The following is a 23250-nucleotide window of genomic DNA, read 5'->3' as shown; positions in this document are numbered from 1 at the left end:
TCCGGCTTCCGGCACGTAAAGACCGGGATAAAATCCCGGCCATAAAGTTCTGCTTTTTTTGCTTCCGCAATGCTATGCGTGGAAGTCTTTGTGTTTGTCGTTAATGCAATTTTTATGCCAAGCCGTCGCGGTCAGCGTATTGCGGTACTTCAGGGTTTGTAACGCACCGCCTGTGTTTTTTCGCCGTCGCTAGTGTCGTTTTTTGTCTGGTTTTCGCAGGCGTCTTTGCAGCCGCAGGCGCGTTCGACACCGACGGCGCCGAGACCACCGCAACTGCCCTTGATTGGCTTGCGGCCAAAGATGACGCCGATGGCCATTGCCGCCCCGGCCAGCATCAGCATGATGAAGACGATGATGAAGGTTGTCATGGTTTTTCCTCCTGTACTGCCGCGCGGAAGGCGCGGCTGCGCTCGATGATGAAGGGTTGTTTGTCGTCGCCTGCAAGGATGAGTTCGGCGGCGAGGTTGTATTTGTCGGCAAAGGCCAGCGCCTTCTGGTCGCCGAGAACCATCAGCGCGGTGGCGTAGGCGTCGGCGGTCATGCAGTCTGCGGCGAGGACGGTGGCAGAGAGCAGGCGCGAGCTGTGCGAACGCCCGTCGCGCGGATCGACGATGTGGTAGGCCATTTCGCCGCCGCGTTCGGCGTACTGGCGGTAGTTGCCGGAGGTCGCCATCGCCGGCAGTTTTTCGTTCATGGCGATGATGTTTTCCACGCCTTCACCTGTCGCCAGCCCCTGTTCGGGGCGCTCAATGCCGACCCGCCACGGCGCGCCGTATTTGCTGCCGCTGGCGCGCACTTCGCCGCCGATTTCGACGATGAAGTTCGTGTATCCACCATCGAGCAGGGTTTCAGCGACAACGTCCACGCCGTAGCCTTTGGCTATCGAGGAGAGGTCAATGAAGATTTGCGGGTCGCTTTTGGCAAGTCCCGCTTCGCCCAGTTGCAGTTTGTGGTAGCCGACGTGTTGCAGCGCTTCGGCGATTTCGGCATCGCTGGGTTTGTCCTGCCGCTTCACCGGGCCAAAGCCCCAGAGGTTTACCAGCGGGCCGACGGTGATGTCGTACACGCCGTCGCTTTGTACGCTGATTTCCAGCGCTTTACCGATGACGCGGCGCAGGCCATCGCTGACAGGCTGCGGCGTGGTCGCCGGGTTGTGGTTGTAGCGCATCAGTTCGGACTGCTCGCGGTAGGTGGACATGCTGTCGTTCACCGCTTCGAGCGCGCTGTCAATGCGCTGCTGGAGCGCCGCCTGTGCGGGCGCGTCCAGTTTTTGCGCGATGCTGACGTGCCAGGTGGTACCCATGGTTTCGCCAGTGAGTTTGCTGGTTTCGCCGCCTGTTTTTTCGCCGCAGGCTGCAAGCAAAAGCGCTGTTGCCATCAGCAACAGCGCCCGGAGTGATGCGGTGATTCGTCGCACCTTAGCCTCCGAAGTTATCCAGGAGGATGTTTTCGTCTTCCACGCCGAGGTTGTGCAGCATGTCGATGACGGATTTGGTCATCATCGGCGGGCCGCACATGTAATATTCGCAGTCTTCCGGCGCAGGGTGGTTCTTCAGGTGGTTTTCGTAAACGACGTTGTGGATGAAGCCGGTGTAGCCCGTCCAGTTGTCTTCCGGCAGCGCGTCGGAGAGCGCCACGTGCCAGCTGAAGTTGGGGAATTCTTCCGCCAGTTTGTCGAAATCTTCCTGGTAGAAGATTTCCCGCTTGGAGCGCGCGCCGTACCAGAAGGTGATTTTCCGCTTGCTGTGCAGGCGCTTGAGCTGGTCGAAGATGTGCGAGCGCATCGGCGCCATGCCTGCCCCGCCACCGATGAAGACCATTTCGGCGTCGGTGTCTTTGGCAAAGAATTCGCCGAAGGGGCCGGAGATGGTGACTTTGTCGCCCGGTTTGAGGTTGAAGATGTAGCTGGACATGATGCCCGGCTTGGCTTCGGGGATTTTCGGCGGCGGCGTGGCAATCCGGACGTTAAGCATGATGATGCCTTTTTCTTCCGGATAGTTCGCCATGGAGTAGGCGCGCATCGTCGGTTTGTCGTTGTGTGCTTCCAGTTTGAACAGGCCGTATTTTTCCCAGTCTTCGCGGTATTCCGGGGCGACGTCAAAGTCGCTGTATTTGATGTTATACGCCGGGCATTCGATTTGGATGTAACCACCAGCGCGGAACGGCACGGTTTCGCCGTCCGGGATTTTCAGTTTCAGCTCTTTGATGAAGGTCGCCTTGTTATCGTTGGAAATGACGGTACATTCCCATTTTTTCACGCCGAAGACGGCTTCATCGACTTCAACTTTCATGTTGCTTTTGACGGCCACCTGGCAGGAGAGACGCTCGCCCTCGCGCGCTTCGCGCTTGCTGATGTGGTTAAGCTCAACCGGCAGGATTTCGCCGCCGCCTTCGTGTACTTTGACGGTGCATTGGCCGCAGCTGCCGCCACCACCACAGGCAGAGGAGACGTAGATGCCGTTTTCGGCAAGGACGTTCAGCAATTTGCCGCCCATCGGCACGTCAAGCTCGCGCTCGTTATTGACCAGTATTTTGACGTTACCCAGCGGTACCAACCATTTGCGCGCCAGCAGGATGATGGCGGAAAGCAGCAGAACCAGTCCGGTGAATATCAGTACGCCATAGAATATTTCCATGTTTTTCTCCCTTTACAACTGCACGCCGGAAAAGGACATGAACCCGATCGCCATCAGTCCGGCGATGATGAAGGTTATGCCCAAGCCTTCCAGCCCTTTCGGTACGTCGGCGTAGCGCAGTTTTTCGCGCACGCCCGCCATGGCGATGATTGCCAGCGCCCAACCGGCACCGCTACCCACGCCATAAACGACGGATTCGCCGAAGTCGTAGCTCCGCTCAACCATGAACAGCGAGCCGGCGAGGATGGCGCAGTTCACCGTGATGAGCGGCAGGAAGATACCCAACGCCGCATAGAGCGCGGGGACGTATTTGTCGAGGAACATCTCAAGGATTTGCACCGCTGCCGCGATAACGCCGATGTAGGCAATGAGACCAAGGAAGCTGATATCCACTTCCAAGCCGAGTGATTGCCAGATAACGGCGTTTTCTTTGAGCAGGTAGGTGTAGAGCAGGTTGTTGAGCGGTACGGTCAGGGTTTGCACAACGATGACCGCAGTACCCAAACCGGCGGCGGTGGTGATTTTTTTCGAAACCGCAAGGAAGGTGCACATGCCCAGGAAGAAGGACAGTGCCATGTTTTCGATGAAGATCGATTTTACGAACAGGCTGATGTAGTGTTCCATGTTCCTGCCCCCTTAGTGGTTCGCACCGACGATAATCGGCTTGGCTGCCGCAGCTTCGCTGTAGTCGCGCGCTTCGTTTTGCTCCGGTTTCCAAGTGCGCAGCGCCCAGATGAGGAGACCGATGACGAAGAACGCACTCGGCGGCAATACCATCAGCCCGTTCGGCACATACCAACCGCCATGCTCAGCGCTCGGCAGGATGGTGATGTCAAACCAGGTTCCTTTGCCAAAGATTTCGCGGATGGTGCCAACGGTGAGCAGCATGGCGCTGTAACCGAGGCCGTTACCCAGGCCGTCAAGGAAGCTGGGTACCGGCGGATTGGACATAGCATAGGCTTCCAGACGCCCCATAACGATACAGTTAGTGAGGATGAGGCTGACGTAGACGGAAAGCTGTTTGGAGAGCTCAAAGGCAAAGGCCTTCAGCAATTGATCGACGACGATAACCGCCGATGCTGCAACCGCCATTTGCACGATGATGCGGATGCTGCCCGGGATGTTGTTGCGGATCATACTGATGAACAGGTTGGAAAAGGCGGTTACAAAGGTAAGGCCAATGCTCATCAGAAACGCCGTTTTCATGCTGCCGGTAACTGCCAGCGCGGAACAAATGCCGAGTACCTGCAAGCCAATCGGGTTGTTGGCAAATATCGGCCCAAGAATAATTTCTTTATAGTCGTATGCTTTGTCGCTCATGATTTATTACTCCGTTTTTTGCCCGTTTTGTCCGATTGCGGCCTGCGAGGCTTCACGCAGGTCGGCCAGGCTGATCTCGCCCTTACGGATATGCTCGACCAACGGTTTGTATCCTTGTTCGCCCAGCCAGAAGTTCATCAAGTGCTCAACGCCGTTACTGGTCAGGGTGGCACCGGCAATGGCATCTACCTGGTTTTTCGCAGAAGGATTGCGCACTTTCACCAGATCAACTTGCGGCGCGCCATTGTCATCATAAGGAATGACGCCCGCCCATAATGCCTGCCATGTGGGTTCGGTGATGCGCGCGCCCAGTCCGGGGGTTTCTGCATGCTTGTAGAAAGTAATTCCGGTGATTTCCGGATGTTTTTCCTGGAATGACAAGGCGGTGAATCCGTACATGGTGGACCACAGCCCGTAACCCTGAATCGGCAGAATCAGGCGCGAGATGTGATCGCCATCAGCAACAACGTAGGCAACACCTTCTTTGGCGATGCGCTTGATGCCTGCCGGATCGTCGCTCAGGGCATGCCCTTCGTTTTCGTTACGCGCGGCGTTGTACATGTCGTAGGTCAGCGGGTTTTTGTCACTGACCGGTTTGCCGGTCGCGAGATCAACCACCAGCGGAATGATTTGCGTGAACTTGTCGTTGATTTGCTGGGTCGAGAGATGCTCTTCTGCCCCCGCCAGTCCGGCAGCACGCAGAATGTTGAGTTTCTTCTCGTTATCTGCATTCTCTTTCTGGAAGCCACGCAGCGAAACGGCAGCGGTGGAAACCAGCAGCGAGCAGAGCAGGCAAACGATGGTGGCGAACTTCAGTACGCTCAAAGCAGATTGTTTCTTCTCAGACATGGGTTCTCACCTTGCGACGTTTGGCATTCGCGCTCATCACAAAATAATCAATGATATGGGCAAAGATGTTGGCAAAGAGGATGGCCAGCATGATGCCTTCCGGGAAGGCCGGGTTGACGACGCGGATGAGGATGGTCATCGCACCAACCAGCGCACCGAAAATGTAGCGCCCGGTATTGGTCACCGAAGCCGTAACCGGATCGGTTGCCATAAAGAAGGTACCGAAGGCGAAACCGCCGAGGACGAAATGCCACCAGAACGGCATCGCAAACATATGATTGGTTTCGCTACCGATGAGGTTGAACATCAGCGAGGTAGCAGTCGCACCGGCAAATACACCAACGACAATCCGCCAGGACGCAACGCCTGCCCAGAGGATAATCGCGCCACCGATGAGAATCGCCAACGTGGAGACTTCACCAATGGAGCCGGGCAGGTTGCCAATGAAAGCGTCCCACCAGCTCCAATGCGCGCGCACTGCATCCATGCCGCCTGCAGCAGCTTGGCTTAATGCTGTCGCGCCAGAGTAACCGTCAGGACCAACGACCCAGACTTTATCGCCGGAAATCTGCGCCGGATAGGCGAAATACAGGAAAGCGCGTGCAGCGAGTGCCGGGTTGACGAAGTTGCGTCCGGTGCCGCCAAAGACTTCTTTGCCCAGCACCACGCCAAAGCTGATGCCAATGGCGACTTGCCACAACGGAATGGTCGGCGGCAGCGTCAACGAGAACAGAATCGAGGTCACGAAGAAGCCTTCACTCACTTCGTGCTTGCGCACGATGCAGAACAAGACTTCCCAGGCAATGCCGACGGCAAAGGTAACGATATAAATCGGCAGGTGCAGTTTGGCGCCAAACCAGAGATTGGCAATCAGCCCCGGATCGGCCATGCCTTGCGCCTGCGCGGCTTGCGCACCGACGAAATACCAGCCGGCAAACATCGCCGGGAATACTGCCATCCAGACCAGAATCATCACCCGCTTCAGGTCGATGACGTCGCGGACATGCGACGGGCGTGCCGTCACAAAACGGGGAGAATAAACAAAGGTAGCGGTCGCTTCGTAGAGGGGGAACAGTTTTTCCAGTTTCCCGCCCTTCTCGAACAGCGGCGCGATTTTTTCAAAAAAGTGTTGTTTCGCCATAATCAGCCTTCCTGCTCAATCAGGGTGAGGTTCTCACGCAGAATGGCGCCGAAATCATGCTTGCCGGGGCAAACGAAAGACATCAACGCCAAATCTTCTTCATCCAGCTCCAGCGCACCGAGCTGGACAGCCGTATCGGTATCCTTGACGATGAGCGCCTTGACCAGCGGCGTCGGCAGGATATCAAGCGGCATTACTTGTTCGTACACACCGATCGGCACGATGGGACGCGGAGAACCACGCAGGGAAGTATTGAACTGGAACGGACCTTTGAGGAATTTGCCGATATAGGCATTAGTTTTCGAGAACCAGCCAACACCGGGACGCATAAATCCGAGGAAATAAGCTTCGCGTCCTTCCGGTAGTACCGTGACCTGCTGGTCGTAGGCACCGAGATAGGCGGTGTCTTCATGCGCCTGTCGCCCGGAAAGCGCCGAGCCGGAAATCACCCGCTGCTCGCCGTCTTGCAGATTGTCAGCGAGAAGGTCCGCCATAGCCGTACCCCGGGTAGCACGCACGATGCGCGGATTTTTCACGCCGGGACCGGCAACGGCAATCAAACGCTGGTTATCAAGAATACCGCTACGGAAGAATTTGCCGATAGCAAGCAAATCCTGCACGTTCAAATGCCAGACGATTTTGTTCGCCCCAACGGGCTCAATGAAATGGATATGGGTACCGACCAGACCGGCAGGATGTACGCCGCCAAAACGGTGAATTTCTACGCGGTTCAGATGGTGCGTCGGGATGGATGTTTCCTGACGGCAGCAAAGATGAACTTGTCCGCCAGAAAGCGCCTGCATAATGGCAAGACCGGTCAGCAAATCTTCGTCGCGTCCTTGCATGGCAATGGCCGGATCAAGTGCCAGCGGATTGCTATCCATGGCATTGACGAAGATGGCATAAGGCACAGCGTCAATGGGCGGAATTTTACTAAAAGGACGGGTACGGAAACTTGCCCACAAGCCGCAACTTACCAATCGCTTGACGATTTCTTCGCGCGACAGTTTTTCCGCGGCATCATCGCCAAAAGATTCAAAAACGACGGACTCTTTAGATTCAGGACGGATAATGACAGACAGTAAACGCCGCTTTTCACCACGCACAATTTTTTCAACGACGCCAGAGACAGGCGCGCAAATCAAAACGCCGGGATTTTTTTTATCTTCAAATAACGGCTGCCCCAGAGTAACTTTATCGCCTTCTGCCACCAGCATGGTAGGCTTCAGGCCCTGATAATCCTCACCGAGGATTGCGACAGGATGTTGGGGGGCAATGTCATGAATAATGGCGTCGGTAATGGCGCCGGAGATGGGAAGGTCTAAACCTTTCTTTATGGATATCATGCTAACAATACCTTACCTCAGACTGCGTCTTTATTTTTATTGGTGCCGACGGCGAGACTCGAACTCGCACAGCTTACGCCACTACCCCCTCAAGATAGCGTGTCTACCAATTCCACCACGTCGGCTGTTCTATTTTGTTTCAGCAACCGCCCAAATTATTTTTGAGCAGGTGCAGGAACATCGGTATTTTCAGCAGGGCGCGCATTATCTACACTGACGGGAGGGATGTCAAGCGCGGATTCCTGCTTTTGTGTTTCCAATTGGGTATTGCTCAAAATGCTGCTATTGCCATGATTGGCCGCATCTTTGTTTTGCAGATAACCCAACAGCAAGGCACCTACGAAAAAGATGCCTGCCAGAAAGCGCGTGGTTTTATACAGGAAGGATCCTGCGCCACGCGCCCCGAAAACAGTACTGGACGCACCGCCACTCAATGCGCCCATGCCACCGCCGCTTTTCGGCTGTTGCAACAGGATCAGGGCGCAGAGTGCGAGTGCGGCGATGATAAAAATGACTTGAACAAGGGTAATGGTCATGCCATTGCTCCAACGATTTTGTCGAATGTGTCAGCTTGCAGCGAAGCGCCACCAACAAGGAAGCCGTCAATGTCTTCACCGGCGAAGAGTTCGGCAGCGTTGTCCGGTTTGACGGAGCCTCCGTAAAGGATACGAACTTTATCAGCAACGCCTGCGGCTTTGTCACGCAGCAAGGCGCGGATTTTGCCGTGAACTTCTTGTGCGTAAGCAGCGGTTGCGGCCTTGCCGGTGCCAATCGCCCAGACGGGTTCGTAGGCGATGACGGTATCCGCATCAACCAGCCCCGCTTCCAGTACGGGATTCATTTGGCGCAGTACGGCGGCGTCGCATTGTCCGGCATCATATTCTTGCAGGGATTCGCCGATGCAGTAGATGACTTTCAGCCCTTGCGCTTTGAGTTGTTTCCATTTTTCAATCAAGAGCGCTTCGTTTTCGCCGTGATCGGTGCGGCGTTCGGAGTGGCCGATGATGGCATAGCGTGCGCCTGCTTCTTTCAGCATCGCGGCGGAGATTTCACCGGTATGCGCGCCAGAGGCGTGCGCACTGACGTCTTCGCCCGCCAGTATTTCCAGCCCCAGTTCGTGCGCCTTGCTGATGTAAATCGCAGGCAGGCCAAAGATTTTTTCAACGTTGCCTTGCGGCCAAGCGTGTTTGGCGAAGGCTTCGACCAGAGCGAAGTCGCCGTTCATTTTCCAGTTTGCCGCAGCAATCGGTTTACGCATTGTTATTCCTCCCGGGATATGACTGCTGCCAGTTCGTCAACGATGGCATGCAGTCGCGCTTCGTCATGACCTTCCGCCATTACGCGGATTTTCGGTTCGGTACCGGACGGACGAAGCAGAATGCGTCCGGCATCTCCCAGTTTTTGTGTCGCTTCTTGCAGCGCTTGCTGCACGGCGGTTTTGTTTACCACTGTTTTGTCGGCGACTTCGACGTTTTTCATCACTTGCACCGCCATTTGCAGGTCAGCGACCAACTGGTGCAGGGGTTGTTCCATTTCCAGCATGGCCGCCAGCACTTGCAGCGCGGCGATAATGCCGTCGCCGGTGGAGTTGCGGTCCAGACAGATAATGTGTCCGGAGTTTTCCCCCCCGACGCGTGCGTTAATTTCTTGCATGCATTCGAGCACGTAGCGGTCGCCAACGTCGGTACGGTGCAGGACGATGCCCATGTTATTGAGCGCCCGTTCCAGTCCGAGGTTGGTCATTTTGGTGCCGACGATGTTGTTCAGTTGTTCGCCTTTGAAGGCGCGGTATTTGGCGATGATGTAGAGGATGGCATCGCCGTCGCGCAGTCGCCCGTTGCGGTCAACCATCACCACGCGGTCGCCATCGCCGTCGAAAGCGATACCGGCATCAGCCTGCTCGTCGCGCACGCGACGCTGCAAGGATTCCGGCGCGGTTGAACCTGCGCCCGCGTTGATGTTGCAGCCGTTCGGCTCAGCGTTCATGACGATGACTTGCGCGCCCAGTTCGCGAAAAACTTCCGGCGCTATCGGGTAAGTCGCGCCGTTGGCGCAGTCCACCACGATTTTCAGGCGCTCGAACGGCAGCCCGAGCATGACCGCGTTTTTGCAGAATTCGATGTAACGGCCGCGCGCTTCGGGGATGCGGTACAGTTTGCCCAGTTGCGCCGATTCGACGACTTTCATCGGCAGTTCGAGGTAGCGCTCGATTTCCTGTTCGGCGGCGTCGGGCAGTTTGATGCCGCCGCGCGCGAATACTTTGATGCCGTTGTCGCTATAGACGTTATGCGAGGCGCTGACAACGATTCCCGCGGCCGCATGGAAGGTGCGGGTGAAGTAGGCGATGCCGGGGGTCGGCATGACGCCGAGCAGATGGGCATCCATACCCGCGGCGGAAAGTCCGGCGGCGATGGCGTTTTCCAGCATGTAACCGGAGATGCGCGTGTCTTTGCCGATGATGACTTTATCGCCGGCAAAGCCGCTGTCGCTCAGCATTTTGCCGATGGCCCAACCGAGATGCATGACGAAATCGGGCGTCATTGGCGCTACGCCAACTTTGCCCCGCACGCCGTCCGTGCCGAAATATTTTCGCCCTGTCTCGCTCATGAATGTTCGTCTCCGTTACTGCCCGCGCGCAGCCAAGCATAGCCCGCCAGGCTGGCAATGATTGATGCTGCAAGAATGGCAATTTTAGCATTATTCAGCAATAAATCCTCGCCTTTGAACGCGAGCTCGGAAATAAAAATGGACATGGTGAAGCCGATGCCGGCGAGTATTCCCATGCCGCAAACGTGGCGGAAATTCACGCCTGTGGGCAGTTTGCCGATGCCGAGGCGCACGCTCAGCCAGACGGCGCCGAAGACGCCGACGAACTTGCCAATCAGCAGCCCCAGGGCAACGCCAATCGACACCGGATGCGACACCAGGCTGCCGATGGACGCGGCGTTAATCATCACACCCGCATTGAAGAAGGCAAACAGCGGGATGATGAGGAAATACACCGGGTCGTGCAGGCTGTGCTCCAGCCGTTGCAGCGGCGCCTGCGCCTGATTGATGCCGTAGTTCAGCGTGTGCAGCACGCCGACCAGTCGTTCCGATTCCAGAAAATTATGTTCGCGGCGGCGGTAAATATCGAACTTGTCCAAGAGTTTGCGTGCTTCGCGGCTGAATTCCTCCGGGTTATACAGGGTGCGCACCGGTGTGGCCAACGCGCCCAGCACTCCGGCGATGGTCGCATGCACGCCGGAAAACAACATCAGCGTCCACATCACCAGCGCGATGGTCAAATACGGCCAGGGCTTGCGCACGCCAAAGCGGTTCAACGCCAGTTGCAGCGCGAAACAGCCGAGCGCGGCGAGAAGCGGCCCCACCTGAATCGTCTCCGTATAAAAAAGCGCAATCACCACCACCGCGCCGAGGTCATCGACAATGGCGAGCGCCACCAGAATCGTCACCAGTCCCGCCGGAATGCGGTCGCCGAGCAGAATCAGCACGGCAATGGCAAAGGCGATATCGGTCGCCATCGGAATACCCCAGCCGGCGCTGCCCGCGCCACCGGCGTTAATCGCACCATAAACCAGCGCCGGGACGATCATGCCGCCGATGGCGGCGATAATCGGCAACGCTGCCTGACTAAGCGACGACAACTCGCCGACCATCACCTCGTGCTTGATTTCCAGCCCGACCAGATAAAAAAACAGCGCCATCAGGCCGTCATTGACCCAATGATGCAGCGACATTTCAATCTTGTAGTCACCGAGACTCACCGCCAACGGCTGGTGCAACAAATGATGATAACCGTCGCTCCACGGCGAATTGGCGATGATGAGTGCCGCCAGCGTGCACACAATCAAAAGAATCCCGCTGGCAGAGCTGTTGCGGGTGAAAGCCTCAATCGGCGTCAACAACTTGCCGAACAGGCGCTCCCAGGAATTGGCGTTCTCGCGCTGATACGCCTTGCGTTGAAAAGACTTGTACATTTATGGACTGCCCCAAACAAAGTGGCGGGCAATAATACTATTTCAGCCACGATGGCGACAAACGCCCGCGCGCCGCATTGCCGCAGAGATACCTATATAATGCGCCGCCCACACATCACGAAAGGAACGACCATGAACCTGCAACAAACCATCGAAGACGCCTTTGAGCGTCGCGCCGACATCACCCCTGCCAACGCCTCCCCTGCCCTGCTCACCGCCATCAACGAAGCGCTGGATGCGCTGGAACGCGGCACGATGCGCGTCGCCGAACCGACTGCGAACGGCTGGCAAGTGAACGAATGGCTGAAAAAAGCCGTACTGCTCTCCTTCCGCGTGCATGACAACGTCCCCGTAGAACACGGCTACACCCGCTACTTTGACAAGGTCGAAAGCCGCTTTGCCAACCACGACCTCGCCCGCTTCCAGGCAGAAGGCGTGCGCGTCGTCCCGCCAGCGGTTGCGCGGCGCGGCAGCTACATCGGCCGCGGCGCGGTGCTGATGCCGTCCTACGTCAATATCGGCGCCTACGTTGATGAAGGCACGATGGTCGATACCTGGGTTACTGTAGGCTCCTGCGCGCAAATCGGCAAAAACGTCCACCTCTCCGGCGGCGTCGGCATCGGCGGCGTGCTGGAACCACTGCAAGCCAGCCCGACTATCATCGAAGACAACTGCTTCATCGGCGCGCGCTCCGAAATCGTCGAAGGCGTCATCGTCGAAAAAGGCTCGGTCATCTCGATGGGTGTCTTCATCGGCCAGTCCACCAAAATCTACAACCGCATGACCGGCGAAATCACGTACGGCCGCGTTCCCGCCGGTTCAGTCGTCGTCCCCGGCAACCTGCCCGCGGCGGATGGCAGCCACAGCCTCTACTGCGCCGTCATCATCAAACAGGTCGATGAAAAAACACGCAGCAAAACGGGAATCAACGAACTGCTGCGCAGCTAATCCCTTTTGATAACACGCTGAAAAACAAGGATTAGCTAAAATTAGTCACAGTTTGTCTAATTAGACAGACCGTGGCTAATTCCATATAATGCCGCCCCCTTCTGGAGACGACATGACCCCGAACGATCCGCTTTACTTCCCGCGCGCCCGCCATGCAGAACACCTGATTAACCTGCTGGCAGATGGCATCGTCAACACCTTGACCCTGTTCGCCCCGCGCCGCATGGGCAAGACCCAATTCTTGCTGAATGACATCCGCCCCGCCGCCGAAGCGCAACACATTGACGTGTTCTACTTCAGTTTCATGGATACCAACAGCCATCCGGAGCTGCGCTTCCAGCAAAGCCTGCTCGAATTCGCCGATAACCGCAGCGCCAGCAGCAAGCTGAAAAAATGGCTGGCAAGCATTGAAAGTATCGACATCCTCGGCACCAGCATCAACCGCCAGCAAGCGACCGAACACATCAGCGTCAGCGAAATCATCAGCGTGTTGGCGCAGGGCAAACAGCCCGTGTTGCTGCTCTTGGACGAAATCCAGGAACTGGCGCGCATTGACGGCACGGCGCCGCTCATCCGCTCGCTGCGCACCGGCTTGGACATGAACAAAACGCGCGTCAAGACCATCTTCACCGGCTCCAGCACCAACGGCTTGCGGCAAATGTTCAACGACAACAAGGCACCGTTCTTTCAGTTCTCGCATCCGATTGATTTTCCGAAAATGGGGCAGGAATTCACCGATTTCCTCGCCGACATCTACCGCGACCGCACCGGGCAGGATATCGACAAACCCGCGTTCTACCGCTGGTTTGAGCGACTGGAATACATCCCGATGCACGCCCGCACCATCGTGCAGGACATGATCATCAATCCCGCCCTGTCGCTGGAAGAAGCCGCCGCCCTGCGCCTCGCCCATTTATATGACGACACCGATTACAGCGACACCTGGCGCGAACTGAAAGCGCTCGACCAGCAAATCCTTAAACACCTTGCCCACGGCGAATTCAGCCCCTACAAACAAGAAACCCGCGAGCAGCTTGCCCGCGAAATGGGGATTGACGCACTCAGCACCAGCCAGATGCAAGCGGCCATGCGCCGCCTGGAGCGCGCCGACCTGATTACGCGCGATGCCGCCAGCCAATGGGCATTCAACCACCCTGACCTCAAAGGCTGGATTAAAGAGAACTTCTGACGCTATCCCCGCTCAATCATTGACAAAATTCGGTGCGCCGGTAGAATCCGCGCCCCTGTGGTTCGCAAACCTCCCACAATAAAAAACTAGGAAATCCCATGACAAAACCCGAAGCGCCCGCAGGTATTTCCCTGCTCGGCAATCACAATGCGGCCGTGCCGCACACTTACGCGCCCGAAATACTCGAGGCGTTCCCCAACAAGCATCCCGACAACGACTATCTCGTTTCCCTCGTTTGCCCGGAATTTACCAGCATCTGCCCGATTACCGGCCAGCCGGATTTTGCCACCATCCGCATCGCCTATATTCCCGATGGCAAACTGGTGGAGAGTAAATCGCTCAAGCTCTATCTGTTCAGCTTTCGCAATCACGGCGACTTTCATGAAGATTGCGTCAATATCATCATGAAAGATTTAATTCGCCTGATGCAGCCGAAATATATTGAAGTCTTCGGCGAATTTACCCCGCGCGGCGGCATTGCCATTCATCCGCTCGCCGTTTATGGCCGCCCTGGTACGGTTTATGAAACCCGCGCTGCCGACCGCCTCCACCACCGCTAAGGAATCCGCTCATGCAAACTTTTCATTTCACCGCCGCCGAACGGCGCAAGGCGCTCGTTTGGCTCGTTTTCTGGCACACTTTCGTCATTGCCGCCAGTAATATTCTCGTACAAATCCCTTTCCAGATTGGCGAATTGCATACCACTTGGGGCGCGTTTTCTTTCCCTTTTATTTTCTTGACGACTGACCTCACCGTGCGCATTTTTGGCGCGTCTCTCGCACGCAAGATTATTTTCTGCGTGATGATTCCGGCGCTGTTGCTGTCTTATTTGATTTCCGTGATGTTCCAGGACGGGCATTTTGTCGGCTTTGGCGGGGTATGGCCGCTCGATATTTTTGTCGCGCGCATTGCGCTCGCCAGTTTCATCGCCTATTTGGTCGGGCAATTACTCGATATTACGGTATTCAATTATCTGCGCCAGAATGCGAAATGGTGGGTCGCGCCGAGTGCTTCCACCGTGCTCGGCAATATCATCGACACCATTCTCTTTTTCTCTATCGCCTTTTATCAAAGCCCCGATCCCTTTATGGCGGAGCATTGGCAGCAATTAGCGATGACCGATTACGCCTGGAAGATTACCGCCAGCGGTCTTTTCTTCCTGCCCGCTTATGGCGTCCTGCTGCGCTATTTGACGAAACGGCTGACCACTTTGCCCGACGGCGAACAGCCTGCGCCAGTCAATGCCGCATAAAGAAAAAGCCACCGCACAGGTGGCTTTTTTTATTGATGGCTTGCTGCTCAACCCTGTAACGCTTCTGCCGCGCCAAGCAAACCGGGGTTTTCCGCGGTCACCAGCCACACCGGCACGGCATCGAGGTAGGCGGCAAAGCGGCCTTTGTCGGTAAAGCGCGCGTTGAACGGGCTTTGGTTGATGAAGTAGTCGGCGACACGCGGCAGGATGCCGCCGCAAAGGTACACGCCGCCGCGCGCGCCCAGGGTCAGGACGAGGTCGGCGGCGACAGTGGCGAGGAAGGCGCTGAAGTGATCCAGCACCGCCCGCGCCCGCGCTTCGCCCGCCAGCGCGGCGGCAGTGATTTCGGCGGGCGAGCGGTTGCTGACGTCGTTTTCCGCGTTGGCGAGCGCGCTGTCGATAAGCGAGAGGCCGGCGCCGTTGATGAGGCGCTCGGCGGAGACGTGGCCGTACTGGATGCGCGCGTATTGCCAAATGGCAAGTTCGGCGTCGTCGCGCGGCGCGAAGCTGACATGCCCGCCTTCGCTGGCAAGCGCTATCCAGCGGTCGCCGTTCGGAATGAGGCCGGATACGCCGAGACCCGTGCCGGGGCCAAGCACGGCGATGGGCGTGCCCGCAACCGCTTCTCCCGCGCGCACAGCGCGTTTTTCGGTAGCGGTCAGGCGCGGGATGGCAAGCGCCTGCGCGGTGAAATCGTTGATGACGCGCAGTTTTTCCAGCCGCAGTTCGTGCTGCATGGCGGCGATGGAGAAACGCCAATGGTGGTTGGTCATCTGGATGTGGTCGCCGGTGACGGGGTTGGCGATGGCAATCGCCGCCTGCGCGACCGTCTCACCCTGCGCTTGCAGGTAAGCGCGGATGGCGTCTTGCAGCGTGGGGTAGTCGGCGGTGGGCAGGGTCTGGATGGCGAACAGCCGCGTGCCGTCGCTCAGGGCGAAGCGGGCGTTGGTGCCGCCAATATCGGCGAGCAGGTTCAGGCTTGGCATGGATACCTCCGGGTTGTTGAATTTTGTGTAAAAATTCCGTCATTTCCGCTTTATCTTTGTGTATAATGCGGCGATTCTAATCTATTATATGTACCTGAAATGTTTGCCGCTTCTCACGAAGCGGTTTTTTTTCGCCTATGCACCGCCACAACGCGCGGCGATGACCGCCTGCATGACGCGCGCGCATTGCGACAACTGCGCCGTCTCAATCCATTCATCGGCCTGATGCGCCTGACGGATGCTGCCGGGGCCGCAGATAAGCGTCTGCATTCCCGCCTGCTGGTAGGCGCCCGCTTCGGTGGCGTAGGCGACGTATTGTCGCGCCGCATCCGGCAGGTGCGCGCCGAGCAGCGCCAGCCAGTCGGCGTTATCCGCGTCTTGCAGGGCAGCGACGGTGGCGGTGGTCGGTGTGGTTTCGATGCGCAGGCCGGGGTATTGCGCTTCCAGCGCGCGTTCACGGGCGGCCACGCGGGCGCGGAGGGCGTCGAAGGTTTCGTGCGGCAGATGGCGGATTTCCCAGTCGAACTGGCAGCGGTCGGCGACGATATTTATCGCGCTGCCGCCGGTGATTTTGCCGACGTGCAGCGAGGCGTGCTGCACGTCAAAATGCGGGTCAAGCTGCCCTTCGTCTTGCAGCTCGCGCATCACGTCTTCAATGGCCGCGACAAGGCGCGCCGCCGCATGAATGGCAGAAGCGCCCTGCCCCACCTGGCTGCTGTGCGCGGCGCGGCCATGCACGACAGTACGCAGGTTGGTGATACCTTTTTGCGCGACGACCGGTTGTAGCAGCGTCGGTTCGCCAACCCAGACATAAGCGCCGTCCGCACCGTGCTCGCGCAAGGCGCGGGCGAGACGCGGAGCGGAAAGACAGCCGATCTCTTCGTCGCAGCTAATCGCCAACCACAGCGGCGCGCGTAACGGCGACAGTTGCGGCAGGAGCGCGAGGGCGCAGGCGAAAAAGCCTTTCATGTCGCAAACACCGCGACCGTAGTAGCGCCCGTCCGCTTCGCGCAGGGTAAACGGCTCGCCCGTCCACGGCTGTCCGGCGACGGGAACAACGTCCAGATGTCCGGCGAGTACCAGGCCGCCCTCGCCCTCGCCGATGCGCACCAGCAAGGCTTCAGCGCAGTGAGCGGTTGCGGGCAGACGCTGGCACAGGCTGGCATATGGCGCGACTTCTGCCGTCAGCCAATCCAGCATCGCGCCCATGTCGCTGCCTGATACGCTGGGAAACGCTACCAGCCGCGCCAGTCTCTCGCGGATTTCCGTCATCTCTGTCTCCTGCGCCTTGAGCGCCCTGAATGAAAACTTTATCATGCCGCTTTTTCAACGAATTGTCAGCGAAACATGAGCGATCCCCTTCCTTTTAAAGGACGCAGCGTCAGCGTAACCGCCGTCCTGCTGCAAGATACCGACACCGCGCAGATTGATGAAAGCCTGAGCGCCAAAATCGCGCAAGTCCCCCCCGATTTTTTCACGACGCAACCGCTGGTCGCCGATCTTTCCGCGCTGCAAGATTTCAAGCCCGATTCCAAATGGCTGAAAACGCTGAAACGCATTTTTGAACGGCACCAGTTACCGCTGGTCGGCGTTTGCGGTGCGCCCGTAGAGCGCAGCGCGCTCATCGCGGCCGGACTGGCAGAAGTCACCATCAGCGCCGACAACAAAACGAAAACCGTCGCCGCCGAAAAAAGCGAAGCCGTCCCGCCGCCACCGCCGCCCGCCGCGCCTGCCGTCAAGGCAGCGCCGACCAAACTCATCCGCCACAACATCCGCTCCGGCCAGCGCATCATGGCCAAAGGCGGCGACCTGGTCGTCATCGGCACCGTCAGCCCCGGCGCGGAAATTTACGCCGACGGCAACATCACCGTTTACGGCGCCCTGCGCGGCCGCGCCTTCGCTGGCGGACAGGACAACATCGCCGCCCACATCTACTGCTACGAACTCGATGCCGAACTCGTCTCCATCGCCGGTTTCTATCAGGACAAAGAGCAATTGCAAACCAGCCCGGTGCGCAAAAACGCCTTCATCAGCCTGAATCCCGATGAAAGCATGCAAATAGTAACGGTATAATGCGCGCCGTCACACAACCCAAGAGAAAAAACATGAGTAAAGTTATCGTTGTAACCTCAGGCAAAGGCGGAGTAGGGAAAACCACGACCAGCGCCAGCATCGCCTGCGGCCTCGCCCTGAAAGGGCTCAAAACCTGCGTGATAGACTTTGACGTCGGCCTGCGCAACCTCGACCTCATCATGGGTGTCGAGCGCCGTGTCGTTTACGATTTTGTGAACGTTATCAACGGTGAAGCCAGCCTGAAACAGGCGCTCATCAAAGACAAGCGCGTCGAAAACCTCTACATCCTGCCCGCCTCGCAAACCCGCGACAAAGACGCGCTGACCAAAGAAGGCGTCGGCAAAGTCATCGACGACCTCAAGGCGATGGACTTCGAATACATCATCTGCGACAGCCCCGCCGGCATCGAACAAGGCGCGCTGATGGCGCTCTACTACGCCGACGAAGCCATCATCACCACCAACCCCGAAGTCTCCTCCGTGCGCGACTCCGACCGCATCCTCGGCATCCTTGCCAGCAAATCGCACCGTGCCGAACTGGGCGAAGACCCAGTGAAAGAGCACCTCGTCATCACCCGCTACAACCCCGAGCGCGTGCAGCAACAAGAAATGCTCTCGGTGGAAGACGTCATCGAAATACTCTCCATCAAACTGCTCGGCGTCATCCCCGAATCTGAAAGCGTGCTGACCGCCTCCAACCAGGGCGAGCCGGTCATCCTCTTCCCGGACAGCCAGGCGGGACAAGCCTACTCCGACCTCGTGGAGCGCTTCCTCGGCAAAGACCTGCCGCACCGCTTCCTCGATGCCAAGCGCAAAGGCCTATTCTCCAAACTCTTTGGAGGTTAAACCATGAGCCTGTTTGACTTCTTCAAAAAAAGCCGCCACAACTCGGCCGCCACCGCCAAAGAGCGCCTGCAAATCATCGTCGCCCACCAGCGCAACCAAAGCAGCCAGCCGCAATTCCTCGAAACCATGAAGCAGGAAATCCTCGAAGTCGTGAAAAAATACTTCGCCATCGACCTCGACGATATCAAGGCGGACATCTCGCACGAAGGCGAGACCGAAATGCTCGAACTCAACATCAACCTGCACAACAAAGAAATCCCGCAGGCCGCGCCCGCCAGCAGCGGTGACGAAAACACCGCATGAGCGACCACGACAGCGTCCGCCTCGACCAATGGCTCTGGGCGGCACGCTTCTACAAAACCCGCGCGCTGGCCAAAGCCGCGATTGAAAACGGCCAAGTCCTCGTCAACGACCAGCGCGCCAAACCGGCGCGCACCCTCAAACCCGGCGACCGCCTACACATCGACAAACACGGTGCGCAAATCTACGACCTCATCGTTGAAAAAAGCGAAGCCAAGCGCGTCGCCGCGCCCGTTGCGCAAACCTATTACCAAGAAACCGCTGACAGCATCGCCCGCCGCAGCGAATTGCAAGCGCAACAGCGCGCCGCCCGCGAACTCGTGCAATACCCCGAACGCCGCCCGGACAAACGTGACCGCAGACAAATCCGCGCCTTCCGCCACGGCGGCGAATAATCGCCCTGCCCTCGTCTCTCGCTATACATAAAAAAACCGCCCCGAAGGGCGGTTTTTTTTTTGCGGAAAGCCAAGGGGCGGGTTTACCAGCCTTTGACCGCAGCGCCTTTGAAGACGTTTTCCGCAGCTTCTTCTACCGGTTTGCTGTGGTAGGCATCGACGAATTTTTTCACTTCGTCTTTATCTTTGTCCGCTTCGCGCACGACGATGATGTTCACGTACGGTGAATCCGGGTCTTCGAGGATGAGCGCGTCGCGTTTCGGCAAGAGGTCGGCGTTGATGGCGTAGTTGGAGTTGATGAAGGCGAGGTCCACATCCGGCAGGGTGTTCGGCACGAGCGAGGCATCGACTTCGCTAAATTTGTAGTTGTGCGGGTTTTCGGCGATGTCCATCACAGTGGATTCGAGGTTTTTGCTGTCTTTCAGTTTAATCAGCCCCTGTTTTTCGAGCAGTATCAGGCTTCTGCCTTCGTTGGACGGGTCGCCCGGCAGTCCGATGGTGGCACCGTCTTTCAGTTCTTTGATATCTTTGATTTTTTTACTGTAGGCGCCGATGGGGTACACAAAGGTGTTGCCGACCGGCACGAGTTTCAGGCCGCGGTCTTTGACCATGACGTCCAGATAGGGTTTGTGCTGGAAGGCGTTGGCGTCAATGGAGCCGTCGGCAAGGGCGACGTTCGGCGCGACGTAGTCGTCAAATTCGACGACTTCCACGTCGAGATTGTGTTTTTCTTTGGCAACTTTAGCCGCAGCCTTGACGAGGTCGGCTTCTTGTCCGCTCATCGAGCCGACTTTGAAGGGCGCGGCCTGGGCGGCGAGGGCGAAGCCGGCAATGATGGCGGCAAGGGTCAGTTTTTTCATGGGTCTCTCCGGTTATGGGTATATGGGGTTAAAACTTGGTTTGGGTTTGCCTGGAAATCCCCCTCCCCTGCAGGGCGAAGCCCGCGGCGGGGGGAGGGGGATTTTTAGCGATGGTCAAAGCGTTTTGCCAGCATGTCGCCGAGCCACTGGATGAGCTGGACGAGGACGACGATGGTGCAGACGGTGTAGAGCATGATGTCCGGGCGGTAGCGCTGGTAACCGTAAGCGTAGGCGACTTTACCGAGGCCGCCCGCGCCGAGCGAGCCGGCAATCGCCGAGTAGCCGATAAGCGCAATCAGGGTGATGGTGAGCGCGTTGGTGAGCCCCGGCAGCGCTTCGGGCAAGAGCACTTTGCGCACGATTTGTACGGGCGAGGCGCCCATCGCCTGCGCCGCTTCGACGAGTCCGGCGGGGACTTCGTTCAGCATGTTTTCCACCATGCGCGCGATAAAGGGCGCGGCGGAGAGGGTCAGCGGCACGATGGCGGCGGTGTTGCCGATGGAGACGCCGACGATGGCGCGGGTGAAGGGGATGATCCACAGCGCGAGGATGAGGTAGGGGATGGAGCGGCCGATGTTCACCACGATGCCGAGCGGGTAGTACACCAGCGGGTTGGCGAGGAAGCGGCCGCGGCGGGTGGCGTAGAGGATGACGCCGAGCGGTACGCCGAGCAGGGTGGCAAAGGCGGTTGCGGTCAGCGTCATGTAGAGGGTTTCGCAGGTGCTGACGAGCATGAGCCAAGCGGTGTCGCCGATGAGGGCGTGCAGCCAGGTGGTGAAGGCGTCCCACCATCCGCTGATGGCATGCCAGAGTTTGAGGAGGTTATTCAACATAGCCGAGGATTTCCGTGCTGACGGGTTGGGTTTGCAGCCAGGCGACGGCGTCGGCGGTGCGCGTGGCGTCGCCGAGGATTTCGGCGATGATGAGGCCGATGGTGGTGTGGCCGATGTGCTCGATTTTCGCCTGGATGATGCTGACGTTCACGTCGAAGCGGCGGGCAATGCTGGAGAGCAGCGGTTCATCGACTTTGTTGCCGAGGAAGCGGATTTTGATGACGGGGTGGATGCCGTCGGCGCGCAGGCGCTGCTGGTAGCTGTCCGGCAGGTCAAAGCGCTGTGTTTGTGCGACGAAACGCTGGCCGAGCGCGGACTTTGGCGCGGTGAAGAAGGTATCGACATCGGCGGTCTCGACCAGTTGTCCGTCTTCGATGAGCGCAACTTTGTGGCAAATCTGTTTTACCACTTCCATTTCGTGGGTAATCATCAGGATGGTGAGGCCGAGTTTTTCGTTGATGTCGCGCAGGAGGGCGAGGATGTCTTCGGTGGTTTTCGGGTCAAGCGCCGAGGTGGCTTCGTCCGAGAGCAGCACTTGCGGTTCGGCGGCCAAGGCGCGGGCAATGGCGACGCGCTGTTTCTGTCCGCCGGAGAGTTGCGCTGGGTAATGGCTCGTCTTGTCTTCGAGGCCGGTCAGCGCCAGCAGCGGGCGGACTTTGGCTGCGATGGTTTTTTTGTCCGCGCCGACGAGTTCCAGCGGCAGGGCGATGTTGTCGTACACCGTGCGGCTGGCGAGCAGGTTGAAGTGCTGGAAGATCATGCCGATTTTGTGGCGCGCCTTGAGGAGTTTGGCGGGGGCGAGCGCGGTGAGTTCTTGTCCGGCGACGATGACGCGGCCGCTGTCCGGGCGCTCCAGCAGGTTGACGCAGCGGATGAGGGTGGATTTGCCCGCGCCGCTTTGGCCGACGACGCCGTAGATTTCGCCGGGGGCGACGTGCAGCGAGACGCCGTGCAGCGCGTAGATTTCGCGGCCTTTGTGACGGTAGGTTTTTTGCAGGTTTTCGAGGGTAATCATGTGGGTTTTCCGTGTGGACGGGCGATTATAGTCGCCCGCTGCGCGCCGCGGTATGAAAGGTTTTCATGACGCACTGAAGGTTTGTCATGGGTCAAGTAATGCCCCTCCCTCGCAAGACGAAGCCCGCAGCGGGGGGCAAAGCGGTGGTACGGCGCGTGTTAAATCAGGCTTTTGCTGTAGTAATTGAGTTCGCTCTGCTGGCGCCAGCCCTGTTTCGGCCAGTAAGCATTGCCGAGGGCATTGTCGCCGAGGACGAGCAGGCGCATTTTCAGGATGCCACGGGCGCGCAGACGGTCTTCCGCGCGGGCGAGCAGTTGCCGGGCGATGCCCTGCCCGCGCCAGTCGGCGGCGACGGCAAGGTGATAGAAGGTGGCGCGGCGGCCGTCTTCTCCGCAGAGCAGGGTGGCGATGATGGCGCCGTCGGCAAGGGCGATGTCGCTCAAGCCGGGATTGCGTGCAAGGAAGGCGGCAAGCGCGGCGGGTTCGTCGGCGGCGTCCAGGGCAAGGCCGGGAATGGTGCGCCACAATGCCAAGGCGGCGGGGATGTCCGCCGCCTGCATGGTGCGATAGGTAATGTCAGCCATGCAGCACGCGCTCCAGTTCGTCGCGGCTGATGGGGCCGTAGGGCGCGTGGCGCGTTTTCGCCGCGAGTTCCATGCGGTAGCGGACGAAGTCGGCTTCGTTGTCTATCAGCAGGAAGGGGTTGCCCGCAAGCTGTTCGCCGAGGGTGGAGGTTTCGGCGATGCCGTAGTGGTGGCCGACGTGCAGGCGGGTGGCGGCAGGCAGGGTCTTCAGCTTTTGCAGGCTGCGGTAGAGGGCATGCGGGTCGCTGCCTTTGAGGTCGGCGCGGCCGCAGCCGTAAATAAAGAGGGTGTCGCCGCAGATGAGGTCGCCGCCCAGACGGTAGCAGCAACTGCCGGGGGTGTGGCCGGGGGTCATGATGACGCCGATGCTGCTGCCGCCGAAGCTGATTTCGTCGCCATCATTAACGAGTACTGCGTCTTCGGGGCAATCCGGCCAGTGCGGCTGCTCGGCTTCGCTGATAAAGAGCGTGATGCGCTCGCCGTAGAGTTCGCGCACCGCGTTCACATGGTCGTGGTGGCTGTGGGTGATGAGGATGCCGGTGAGCATCAGCCCTTCTTCGGCAAGCACTTCGCGGATGCCTTCGGCGTCCCAGGCGGGATCGACGACCATCGCCTCGCCCGTGTGGCGGTCGGCGAGGATGTGGATGAAGTTGTCGTGGTCTTCGGCGATGAGGGTGAGGACTTCATGGGCCATCGTC

27 protein-coding genes, 1 tRNA gene and 1 riboswitch are annotated in these 23250 nt (G+C 58.4%); of the genes, 8 read left to right on the top strand and 20 right to left on the bottom strand.

Going from position 1 to position 23250, the window contains the following annotated elements; genetic code table 11:
- Window positions 1-149 precede the first annotated feature (149 nt).
- From nqrM to nhaA, 13 genes are all read right to left on the bottom strand, one after another.
- The gene (gene nqrM / locus EL199_RS04415; RefSeq protein ID WP_004139121.1) at window positions 150-368 is read right to left on the bottom strand and encodes a (Na+)-NQR maturation NqrM; all 219 of its coding nucleotides are present in this window, start codon (window positions 366-368) and stop codon (window positions 150-152) included.
- A complete protein-coding gene (locus EL199_RS04410; RefSeq protein WP_232008341.1) occupies window positions 365-1417 on the bottom strand; it encodes an FAD:protein FMN transferase in 1053 nt (350 codons plus the stop codon). Before EL199_RS04410 ends, nqrM begins: the two co-directional genes overlap by 4 nt.
- 1 nt (window position 1418) lies before the next feature.
- Window positions 1419-2636: an NADH:ubiquinone reductase (Na(+)-transporting) subunit F gene (nqrF, locus tag EL199_RS04405; protein WP_004139116.1), complete on the bottom strand. Its 1218-nt coding sequence runs from the start codon at window positions 2634-2636 to the stop codon at window positions 1419-1421.
- Window positions 2637-2648: 12 nt separating this feature from the next.
- Window positions 2649-3260 carry an NADH:ubiquinone reductase (Na(+)-transporting) subunit E gene (gene nqrE, locus EL199_RS04400; protein ID WP_004139114.1) on the bottom strand — a complete coding sequence of 204 codons (612 nt, stop codon included), beginning with the start codon at window positions 3258-3260 and terminating at the stop codon, window positions 2649-2651.
- Window positions 3261-3272: 12 nt separating this feature from the next.
- Window positions 3273-3956: an NADH:ubiquinone reductase (Na(+)-transporting) subunit D gene (locus EL199_RS04395; RefSeq protein ID WP_004139112.1), complete on the bottom strand. Its 684-nt coding sequence runs from the start codon at window positions 3954-3956 to the stop codon at window positions 3273-3275.
- A 6-nt stretch (window positions 3957-3962) separates the two neighbouring features.
- Window positions 3963-4805: a Na(+)-translocating NADH-quinone reductase subunit C gene (locus tag EL199_RS04390; RefSeq protein WP_004139110.1), complete on the bottom strand. Its 843-nt coding sequence runs from the start codon at window positions 4803-4805 to the stop codon at window positions 3963-3965.
- Window positions 4798-5946 carry an NADH:ubiquinone reductase (Na(+)-transporting) subunit B gene (locus EL199_RS04385; RefSeq protein ID WP_004139108.1) on the bottom strand — a complete coding sequence of 383 codons (1149 nt, stop codon included), beginning with the start codon at window positions 5944-5946 and terminating at the stop codon, window positions 4798-4800. Before EL199_RS04385 ends, EL199_RS04390 begins: the two co-directional genes overlap by 8 nt.
- A 2-nt stretch (window positions 5947-5948) precedes the next feature.
- Window positions 5949-7292, bottom strand: a complete 1344-nt coding sequence (locus tag EL199_RS04380; RefSeq protein ID WP_004139106.1) for a Na(+)-translocating NADH-quinone reductase subunit A — start codon at window positions 7290-7292, stop codon at window positions 5949-5951.
- Between the two features lie 40 nt (window positions 7293-7332).
- A tRNA-Leu gene (locus EL199_RS04375) sits at window positions 7333-7417 on the bottom strand.
- A 30-nt stretch (window positions 7418-7447) separates the two neighbouring features.
- Window positions 7448-7828, bottom strand: a complete 381-nt coding sequence (gene secG, locus EL199_RS04370) for a preprotein translocase subunit SecG (protein WP_004139104.1) — start codon at window positions 7826-7828, stop codon at window positions 7448-7450.
- Entirely contained in the window at window positions 7825-8550 is a 726-nt protein-coding gene (gene tpiA, locus EL199_RS04365; protein ID WP_004139103.1) for a triose-phosphate isomerase, read from the bottom strand. Before tpiA ends, secG begins: the two co-directional genes overlap by 4 nt.
- Before the next feature lie 2 nt (window positions 8551-8552).
- Entirely contained in the window at window positions 8553-9899 is a 1347-nt protein-coding gene (gene glmM / locus EL199_RS04360) for a phosphoglucosamine mutase (protein ID WP_004139100.1), read from the bottom strand.
- Window positions 9896-11272 (bottom strand): Na+/H+ antiporter NhaA, encoded by a 1377-nt coding sequence (gene nhaA, locus EL199_RS04355; protein WP_004139098.1) that lies wholly within the window; start codon window positions 11270-11272, stop codon window positions 9896-9898. Before nhaA ends, glmM begins: the two co-directional genes overlap by 4 nt.
- Window positions 11273-11404: 132 nt before the next feature.
- On the opposite strand from nhaA, the gene dapD reads away from it, so the two are divergent.
- From dapD to EL199_RS04335, 4 genes are all read left to right on the top strand, one after another.
- Window positions 11405-12220, top strand: coding sequence for a 2,3,4,5-tetrahydropyridine-2,6-dicarboxylate N-succinyltransferase (gene dapD, locus EL199_RS04350; protein ID WP_004139096.1), 816 nt, complete (start codon window positions 11405-11407; stop codon window positions 12218-12220).
- 112 nt (window positions 12221-12332) lie between these two features.
- A complete protein-coding gene (locus EL199_RS04345) occupies window positions 12333-13409 on the top strand; it encodes an AAA family ATPase (RefSeq protein ID WP_004139094.1) in 1077 nt (358 codons plus the stop codon).
- 51 nt (window positions 13410-13460) lie between these two features.
- Window positions 13461-13505, top strand: a riboswitch (PreQ1 riboswitch).
- A 2-nt stretch (window positions 13506-13507) separates the two neighbouring features.
- Window positions 13508-13969 carry a preQ(1) synthase gene (queF, locus tag EL199_RS04340; protein WP_004139092.1) on the top strand — a complete coding sequence of 154 codons (462 nt, stop codon included), beginning with the start codon at window positions 13508-13510 and terminating at the stop codon, window positions 13967-13969.
- Window positions 13970-13980: 11 nt separating this feature from the next.
- Window positions 13981-14661 carry a 7-cyano-7-deazaguanine/7-aminomethyl-7-deazaguanine transporter gene (locus EL199_RS04335; RefSeq protein WP_004139090.1) on the top strand — a complete coding sequence of 227 codons (681 nt, stop codon included), beginning with the start codon at window positions 13981-13983 and terminating at the stop codon, window positions 14659-14661.
- A gap of 47 nt (window positions 14662-14708) precedes the next feature.
- On the opposite strand, the gene EL199_RS04330 is transcribed toward EL199_RS04335, so the two are convergent.
- Both EL199_RS04330 and argE read right to left on the bottom strand, forming a co-directional pair.
- Window positions 14709-15647 carry a glucokinase gene (locus EL199_RS04330; protein WP_004139088.1) on the bottom strand — a complete coding sequence of 313 codons (939 nt, stop codon included), beginning with the start codon at window positions 15645-15647 and terminating at the stop codon, window positions 14709-14711.
- 135 nt (window positions 15648-15782) lie between these two features.
- Window positions 15783-16919, bottom strand: a complete 1137-nt coding sequence (argE, locus tag EL199_RS04325; protein ID WP_040354392.1) for an acetylornithine deacetylase — start codon at window positions 16917-16919, stop codon at window positions 15783-15785.
- A 75-nt stretch (window positions 16920-16994) separates the two neighbouring features.
- On the opposite strand from argE, the gene minC reads away from it, so the two are divergent.
- Genes minC through EL199_RS04305 form a run of 4 tightly spaced genes read left to right on the top strand, consistent with a single transcriptional unit; the run spans window position 16995 to window position 19260 of the window.
- Complete coding sequence (minC, locus tag EL199_RS04320; protein WP_004139084.1) at window positions 16995-17720, top strand: septum site-determining protein MinC; 726 nt, start codon at window positions 16995-16997, stop codon at window positions 17718-17720.
- Window positions 17721-17752: 32 nt separating this feature from the next.
- Window positions 17753-18565 carry a septum site-determining protein MinD gene (minD, locus tag EL199_RS04315; protein WP_040354390.1) on the top strand — a complete coding sequence of 271 codons (813 nt, stop codon included), beginning with the start codon at window positions 17753-17755 and terminating at the stop codon, window positions 18563-18565.
- 3 nt (window positions 18566-18568) lie between these two features.
- Window positions 18569-18868, top strand: a complete 300-nt coding sequence (minE, locus tag EL199_RS04310; RefSeq protein ID WP_004139082.1) for a cell division topological specificity factor MinE — start codon at window positions 18569-18571, stop codon at window positions 18866-18868.
- Window positions 18865-19260: an RNA-binding S4 domain-containing protein gene (locus tag EL199_RS04305; protein ID WP_004139081.1), complete on the top strand. Its 396-nt coding sequence runs from the start codon at window positions 18865-18867 to the stop codon at window positions 19258-19260. The genes minE and EL199_RS04305 overlap by 4 nt, the downstream gene beginning before the upstream one ends.
- An 83-nt stretch (window positions 19261-19343) precedes the next feature.
- Here EL199_RS04305 and EL199_RS04300 read toward each other — a convergent pair whose 3' ends face one another.
- The 5 genes from EL199_RS04300 to EL199_RS04280 form a co-directional block, all read right to left on the bottom strand.
- A complete protein-coding gene (locus EL199_RS04300) occupies window positions 19344-20120 on the bottom strand; it encodes a MetQ/NlpA family ABC transporter substrate-binding protein (protein ID WP_004139080.1) in 777 nt (258 codons plus the stop codon).
- 104 nt (window positions 20121-20224) lie between these two features.
- Window positions 20225-20854 carry a methionine ABC transporter permease MetI gene (locus EL199_RS04295; protein WP_050768053.1) on the bottom strand — a complete coding sequence of 210 codons (630 nt, stop codon included), beginning with the start codon at window positions 20852-20854 and terminating at the stop codon, window positions 20225-20227.
- Between the two features lie 88 nt (window positions 20855-20942).
- Window positions 20943-21968, bottom strand: a complete 1026-nt coding sequence (locus EL199_RS04290) for a methionine ABC transporter ATP-binding protein (protein WP_004139075.1) — start codon at window positions 21966-21968, stop codon at window positions 20943-20945.
- A 158-nt stretch (window positions 21969-22126) separates the two neighbouring features.
- Entirely contained in the window at window positions 22127-22552 is a 426-nt protein-coding gene (locus EL199_RS04285) for a GNAT family N-acetyltransferase (RefSeq protein WP_004139073.1), read from the bottom strand.
- Entirely contained in the window at window positions 22545-23246 is a 702-nt protein-coding gene (locus tag EL199_RS04280) for an MBL fold metallo-hydrolase (RefSeq protein WP_004139071.1), read from the bottom strand. The genes EL199_RS04285 and EL199_RS04280 overlap by 8 nt, the downstream gene beginning before the upstream one ends.
- Window positions 23247-23250: the final 4 nt, after the last annotated feature.

The organism is Cardiobacterium hominis (genome assembly GCF_900637305.1).
Taxonomy (GTDB): Bacteria; Pseudomonadota; Gammaproteobacteria; order Cardiobacteriales; family Cardiobacteriaceae; genus Cardiobacterium; species Cardiobacterium hominis.
The sequence above is the reverse complement of the archived record's forward strand: the minus strand, read 5'-3'. Positions and strand labels throughout refer to the sequence as shown.